The organism is Streptomyces cupreus (assembly GCF_014257025.1).
GTDB classification, from domain to species: Bacteria; Actinomycetota; Actinomycetes; order Streptomycetales; family Streptomycetaceae; genus Streptomyces; species Streptomyces cupreus.
In genome coordinates this window covers 77,922-84,202 of record NZ_JACMSF010000042.1, presented here as the reverse complement: position 1 = coordinate 84,202, position 6,281 = coordinate 77,922, and the positions used below count along the sequence as shown (strand labels likewise).

The window sequence follows — 6,281 nt, the reverse complement described above, 5'->3', positions numbered from 1 at the left end:
GGCGGGATGGATGAGATTCCCCCACAGCAACCAGCCGGCCAGGCCGATCGCCACGAACGGCAGAACGACGATCACGGCCGTGATGCCGACGTACAGCCGCTCACCGCCGTCGCGCGCGGACGCCGGGGCGTCCGGCGGGAAGGGGGAGGTGCCGTCGTAACCGCCGTCGCGACCCCGGGGTGGCGCGGCCGTGGCGGTGGGCGTGGTGGGGCTGGGCGACATGGAGAGGCTCCTTGACCTGGGCGAAGGCCGCTGGGATGAGGTGCGGCCGGGGTCACGGGCTGCCCCTGATGGATGGGTGATGTGCTGGGGACGACCTGTCGGATAGGCACGAAACACCCTCGTTCCCCCCCACCGTACTCCCCTCGCGGACGGAAATACCCAGGCAGACCGCCCGCCTCCGGCAGGGCGCGCTCCCTCCGGCACCGCGTTGACACGGGCCCTGGCCGGACGTTGACTGGCCGCACGGCGCAGGTGGTGCCACCGACACGACGGAAGCGGTACACACGACCATGTACGACCAGACACGCGCCCAACAGCCCGCGAGCCGGCAGCCGGGCGACGCCGAACGACGGCCCTCGGGTCCGAAGCCGCTGCTCCCTCCGGACGGTCGGGACGAGATCGTCCGGCGTCTCGGACACGCCGTCAACACCTTCGAGGACACCCCGCGCGAGGCGCTCGAAGAGGCCGAGGGCGCCTTCGACGAAGCCGCCGGCCAGCTCGTCAACGCCCTTGCCGAACAGCGGCAGGCGCTCCGCGCCGGCTGGCAGGACCGGGACCCCGAGACGGACTCCGCCGAACTCCGGATCGCGCTGAGGCAGTACCGGGAGATCACCCAGCGGTTGCTGCGCGCGTAGCCGACTGCCGGGTCGTGCCCGCCCGGCGCCACTCGTTCCGACGGCCGCCGTCAGCTCGTCCGAGCGCGGACGGCGGCCGTCGAGGGCTCCCCCGCGCGGCCGTTTCCCCCCTCTTCGGGCGCGCGTTCGGAGCCAGGTGCCCCGCATCGGACCCTACGACGGCGTGCGGGAGCGACCGCGCAGGTCTCGCGACAAGGGGAGGTAATGGGTAGGGCAACGAGGCGAAGGCAAGGGCCGGCCGGAGTGGGCCATGGAAGCCGACGGCTGTGCGGGGGCTGCGAATCGGTCCTTGCCCGGGATCACGGGGCACGGGCAGCCGTCAGGGCTGCCGAACGCCGCAAGCTTAGGTGCGATTCCCCCGGATGAGAACCCCCCGGACGACCCGGCCGCCGACCCGCCGGGCCGGAGTACCGTGGAACGGACCGGGAGTTCTCCGTACGTCGGCCCCGTCGGCGTCGTTCTCGGCGCACCACGACACCGGGCCGCCGCACGGCTGCCCGGGGACAGGGACCGCGACATGAACGCGCCCACCGGTCAACGCGCCTCACCCGACCGGACCCGTCCCTCCGCCCGGCTCACCCTGCGCCCACCGACCTTCCCGCCCGGCCCGGTGAGCGGTGCCTGGTGGCCCCGCTCCGACGATCTGCCGGCAGAACTGCCCGCGCTCATCAAGGCGTTCGACACCTCGCGGGGCCGGGTGACCCGGGTGACCGCACACCGCGACACCTGGCCCCAGACGCCGTGCGACCTGCCCGTCGCCGGTCACACGGTGAAGGCCGCATGGCTCACGTCCGGGTTCGACCCGCACGCGATCCGGCTGTTCTCCTACGGCGTCGGCCGCTGGGACCTGCTGGTCGTCCCACCCGGAACCGATGCGGCCACGGCCGCACGGCTGATGACGGCAGCGGCCGATCCCGGGCTCCACCGCACCGCGAGCGGACTCCTGGAGGACGAGGACAACAACCCCTCGGCATCAGCCACTTGATCTTCCGGATTCCGGTTTCACGAGTCGAGTACCAGCTCCCCGACAAGGCCGAATCGCCGAGCAGAGCACGACCGCAAACTCACCGTCGACCGCGTGCTGTGCCTCCACCTAGGTAGTGGGCGGGGCTTTCCGGCCCCGCCCTTGTCATGTGCCGCTGAGGTCCCACGCCTCGACCGTGTACGTGGCGGGCGAAACGCCCGTGGCTTCCATCCGTACCCGCCAGGGGCCGTCGCCGACCGGGTAGAAGCGGGCAGTCAGGGCGCGGCCCGATGCCGTGAAGATCTCGGCCACCGAGTGGTCCAGCAGGATGCGCAGGGTTGCCGTGCGCCCCTCGGGTGGGAGGCGCCACACGCCGCCCTTCGCTCGGGGGTCGAGTGAGGCGTGGTCGCGGTCGACGAGCAGGTCGCCCGTCAGCGCCTCGTGGACGATGTCGAGGTACTCGGTTCCGTCCGGTGACGTGAGCAGGCGGAGGCGGGCGCCTCGTTCCAGGGTGACCGTCAGGTCGGTTGACCGGGACACCTCGCCGAGGTCCGTCGGGTGGTCGGCACTTGTCTCGCCCCGCGCGGCGATACGGCGTTCTCCGCGCAGCGCGAGCAGTTCGCGGGCCGGGCGTTGGATCAGGGTGCCGTCCGTGCCCGGTGTCAGTTCTCGGGGCAGCGTGAGCATGCCGGCCCAGCCGGCCTCGTCGGTCCAGGCGCTTGCGGCACCTACGCGTTCCTCGTCCCGGGCTTCCCAGATCCAGGCCCACATCAGCCAGCGGCCGTCGGGGGCGTGGAGCAGCGCGGGGGCGTAGAAGTCGGGACCGTGGTCGAGGAGTTGAGGTGCGCCGGTACTGAACCGGCCGCCGGATCCCCGGAATCCTCCGCCGTCCTGCTCGCGGCCCGACCAGTAGATCGCGCAGCTCGCCCCCTCCTCCGGGTCCCAGGCACTCGCGAGGACCGCGCCGGTGCCGTCGGGGAAGGCCGCGTACTGGGCGCACTCCCAGCCTTCCTCGGTGTTGCGACCATCGGGGACGGGGTGGGGCGGGCGGGCGAGGAAGACGCCCTTGTACGTCCAGTGGTCGAGATCGTCGGAGGTGTACTCCAGGGCTGCTCCGCGCCCGTCCTTCAGGGCCGCACCGACCAGCATCCGCCAGCCGTCGCCGTCCCGCCACACATACGGGTCCCGGAACATCGTCGTGCCCTCGGGCGCCTCCGGGATCAGCAGCCGGCCGCGTTTCGTGAAGGTCGTACCGCCGTCGTACGACACCGCCGAGGTCACCGGCTGGTGCCAGCGGCCGGGGTGGCGGGCGGAGTAGAAGGCGGTGAGGCGACCCTCGTGCGAGACGGCGTTGCCCGACCACACCCCGCCCTCGTCGTCGCCGCCGGGCGTGGGCGCCAGGGCCACCGGCATGAGCTCCCAGTGGATGAGGTCCGCGCTGCGGAAGTGGCCCCAGTGCATGTCCGCGTGGCGGGCGCTGTTCGGGTTGTACTGGAAGTAGACGTGGTAGTGGCCGTCGTGGAAGACCAGGCCGTTGGGGTCGTTGAGCCAGTGCGCCGGCGGGCGGAGGTGGATCGCCGGGAAGTGGGTGTCCAGCGCGGCCGTGGGCTCGGACATCGCCGCGGCCATGGGCTCGGACATCGCAGCGCCCGTGACCTCAGACATCGCCGCGGCCGCGGTCCCAGACCTCCCCACGCCCGCGACCTCAGACATCGCCGCGCTCGTCATACCGCCGCCGAACCGCCGCCGCCTGCTTGATGTTGGCCTCGGACTCCTGCAGCGAGCGTTCGCCGCGCTGCCGGGTGCGCTCGGCGAGTCGTTCCATGTGGCGCTCGTAGCGGGCCTCGTAGCGCTCGCGCATCACGGCGATCTCCTCGGCCACCGCGCCGGAACGCGCGGCGGGAACCGGCATGGGCAGGCCGGGCGGCCGTACGGGGAGGCGCTGCTCCAGCGGCAGGATCGTGGCCTTCGGGGACGGCAGCGTCTGGTACCAGTACGCCGTCGAGGCCCAGTCGTCGGCGAGGTGGTTGCCGTGGCCGTGTTCGATGGAGACCCTGATGCGGTCCTCGAAGCGGATCGGGTCGGCCACATGGAAGCGGTAGTTGACGGAGTAGCCGGGGACATCGGCCTCGTGGAGGATCGCGCCGTGGTAGAGGTAGGCGTTCTTCTGCATCCCCCAGGCGTGGTTGAAGTAGTCCTCGGTGCCGGTGCCGTGCAGCGAGGGCGGCCAGCTGGTGGAGCCGTCGGGCAGGAAGTCGTCGTCGATCCAGATCATGTCGTTGCCCTCGCCCCACCAACTGCCCTGCCGGTGATGGACGGAGAGGTTGCAGCCGACGTAGTGGCCCAGGCCCGCGGTGTCGAGGATGACGTAGTTGTCCTCGCCGGTGAGGTCGGCGATGTTGGCCTCGGGGCTGTTGGTCTGGATGTCGGGCGCCCAGCCGTTGCAGGGGTTGCTGCGGTTCCAGCGGGCGTGGAAGTAGAGGGTGTCCTCGGGCAGGTCCTCCGGGAACAGCTCGTAGTCGATGTAGAAGTACTGCTGGATCGGCAGGTCGTTCTCGTTGACCAGCTCGATCCGCGCGCGCTTGTTGAACGGCATCGGCGCCCAGCAGTTCAGGGCCGCGCTGCCGCCGAAGATCAGTGACTCCTCCGGCTTGGCGGACACGGTGAACAGGGCCGACTGGTAGCTGTTGGGCATGCAGTGGCCGATGCCGAAGAAGTCGCCGAGCGGGACCAGGACGGCGGGCTCCTCCTCGTCGTCCCAGGTGATCCGGATGAGCACCTTGCGGTAGTAATCCGGGTCGGGCTCCTCCCAGTTGACGCCGAGCGCGTTGTGGATCTCCATCACGGGGGCCACGGTGTCGGCCTCCAACGGGTCGATCAGACCGGGGCCGAGCGTGCGGCGGCAGAACTGGGTCATCCAGATGTGGGTGATCCGGCCGGGGCCTTCGAGGTCCGCGAGGACGCGGGTGGAGTGAGCGGGCGTCGTCCAGTAGTCCTGGTTACGGCCGCGCTGGTCCCAGCTGGAGACGCGGGCGGTGCGGGCCCGGGTGGGGCGGGTGAGGTGGTCGAGGGCAGATGAAGGCATGGGAAACTGACCCCTTCAGTGATGGTTTCGCTGAACTCCGGCGGCGGGAGAATGGACCTCTCCCGCCGCCCCCTTGCTTCAGAAATGGCTCAGGCCGGGCAGCCGCGCTTCAGAAGCGGCTCAGGCCGGGCAGCCGCAGGATTCGCGGTACGTGATCTCCGGCTCCAGGCGGATGGTCCGGGGGCGGGACGTCAGGCTGCCGTCGATGCGACTGAACAGCAGTTGCATCGCCGTGGCCCCGATCTCATGGGCCGGCTGGGCGACCGCGGTGATGCCGGGGCGGAACAGATCCGTGTGCGGGAAGCCGTCGAACGTCGCGAAGGCGAAGTCCTCCGGGACGCTCAGGCCGAGCCCCTTCGCCGCTCCCAGCACCCCCACGGCCGTCTCGGTGCCGGCGGCGACCACCGCCGAGGGCGGCTGCGACCGCCGTAGGACACCCGTCATGCGCTCACGGGTGTCGTCCGCGCGGCCGCTGCCGGTGACGACGAGGCTCTCGTCGGCCGGGATGCCGGCCTCGTCGAGCGCTTCGAGATAGCCGCGCCGCCGCTCCGCGATGGTGGAGACGCCGGTGTCCCCCGCGGCCAGCGCGATCCTGCGGTGGCCGTGGGCCACCATGTGCAGCACCAACTCCCGCATGGGTGCGGTGTTCTCGACACCGACCTGATCGGCCTTGACGCCGCCGAGCCGGTCGATCAGGACGACGGGCGTGCCCTGTTCGATGACCGCGGTGATCGCCTCCCGGTGGGACCGGGCGACCGGGGCGACGATGAGTCCGTCGACCCGGCGCTCGGCGAGCACCTCCAGGGTCCGGGCCTCAAGTTCCGGGTCCTCACCGGAGTTGGCGAGCAGCACGGTCAAACCGGCGTCCATGGCCTCCCGTTCGACCCCGCGGGCCATCGCCGCGAAGGCTGGTTCGGACACGTCCGTCAGGATCAGCCCGATGGAGTCGGTGCGTGAGCGGCGCAGCGCCCGGGCCAGGCTGTCGCGCCGGTAGCCCGTGGCCTTGACGGCCTCTTCGACGCGTGTGCGGGTCTCGTCGCGTACGGGCCGTGTGCCGTTGATGACGTGCGACACGGTGGACGTGGAGACGCCGGCCAACCGTGCAACGTCGGAGATCGTGGCCACTGCTGTTTCGCCGCCTCCTGGGTCGTAGGGCCGGCTCCACACTACCGGGCCGCTGGATCGAAACGATTGCGCAGACCTTGGCACGCGGGACCGAGGTCAGTCAATGGGTGTGAGCAGCGGCGCTACAAACAGCGCTGGAAACTCCCCCGACACACGGTATTGACACCCGGAGCGTCCTGGGCCACCTTTCATCGAAACGTTTGCGCGCCGATGTCGCAGAACCGTTCCCCACGCGGATTCCGCCCCGTTC

General features: G+C 71.0%; 5 protein-coding genes and 1 pseudogene. 2 read left to right on the top strand and 4 right to left on the bottom strand.

The genetic code is table 11. From position 1 onward, the window contains the following. A pseudogene (locus tag H4N64_RS31260) lies at nucleotides 1–222 on the bottom strand (acyl-CoA desaturase); the annotation flags it as partial. Between the two features lie 290 nt (nucleotides 223–512). Here H4N64_RS31260 and H4N64_RS31255 point away from each other — a divergent pair. Together H4N64_RS31255 and H4N64_RS31250 are read left to right on the top strand one after the other, a co-directional pair. Beyond that, on the top strand, nucleotides 513–857 hold the full coding sequence (locus tag H4N64_RS31255) for a hypothetical protein (RefSeq protein WP_186285794.1): 345 nt from the start codon (nucleotides 513–515) through the stop codon (nucleotides 855–857). 517 nt (nucleotides 858–1,374) lie between these two features. After that, nucleotides 1,375–1,842 carry a DUF5994 family protein gene (locus H4N64_RS31250; RefSeq protein WP_186285793.1) on the top strand — a complete coding sequence of 156 codons (468 nt, stop codon included), beginning with the start codon at nucleotides 1,375–1,377 and terminating at the stop codon, nucleotides 1,840–1,842. Between the two features lie 144 nt (nucleotides 1,843–1,986). Here the strand turns inward: H4N64_RS31250 and H4N64_RS31245 are convergent, their stop codons facing one another. From H4N64_RS31245 to H4N64_RS31235, 3 genes are all read right to left on the bottom strand, one after another. After that, on the bottom strand, nucleotides 1,987–3,462 hold the full coding sequence (locus tag H4N64_RS31245; RefSeq protein WP_260860077.1) for a glycoside hydrolase family 32 protein: 1,476 nt from the start codon (nucleotides 3,460–3,462) through the stop codon (nucleotides 1,987–1,989). A 64-nt stretch (nucleotides 3,463–3,526) separates the two neighbouring features. Further along, nucleotides 3,527–4,906, bottom strand: a complete 1,380-nt coding sequence (locus H4N64_RS31240; RefSeq protein ID WP_186285792.1) for a glycoside hydrolase family 172 protein — start codon at nucleotides 4,904–4,906, stop codon at nucleotides 3,527–3,529. A gap of 120 nt (nucleotides 4,907–5,026) precedes the next feature. Further along, nucleotides 5,027–6,031 carry a substrate-binding domain-containing protein gene (locus H4N64_RS31235; protein WP_186285791.1) on the bottom strand — a complete coding sequence of 335 codons (1,005 nt, stop codon included), beginning with the start codon at nucleotides 6,029–6,031 and terminating at the stop codon, nucleotides 5,027–5,029. Between the last annotated feature and the right edge of the window lie 250 nt (nucleotides 6,032–6,281).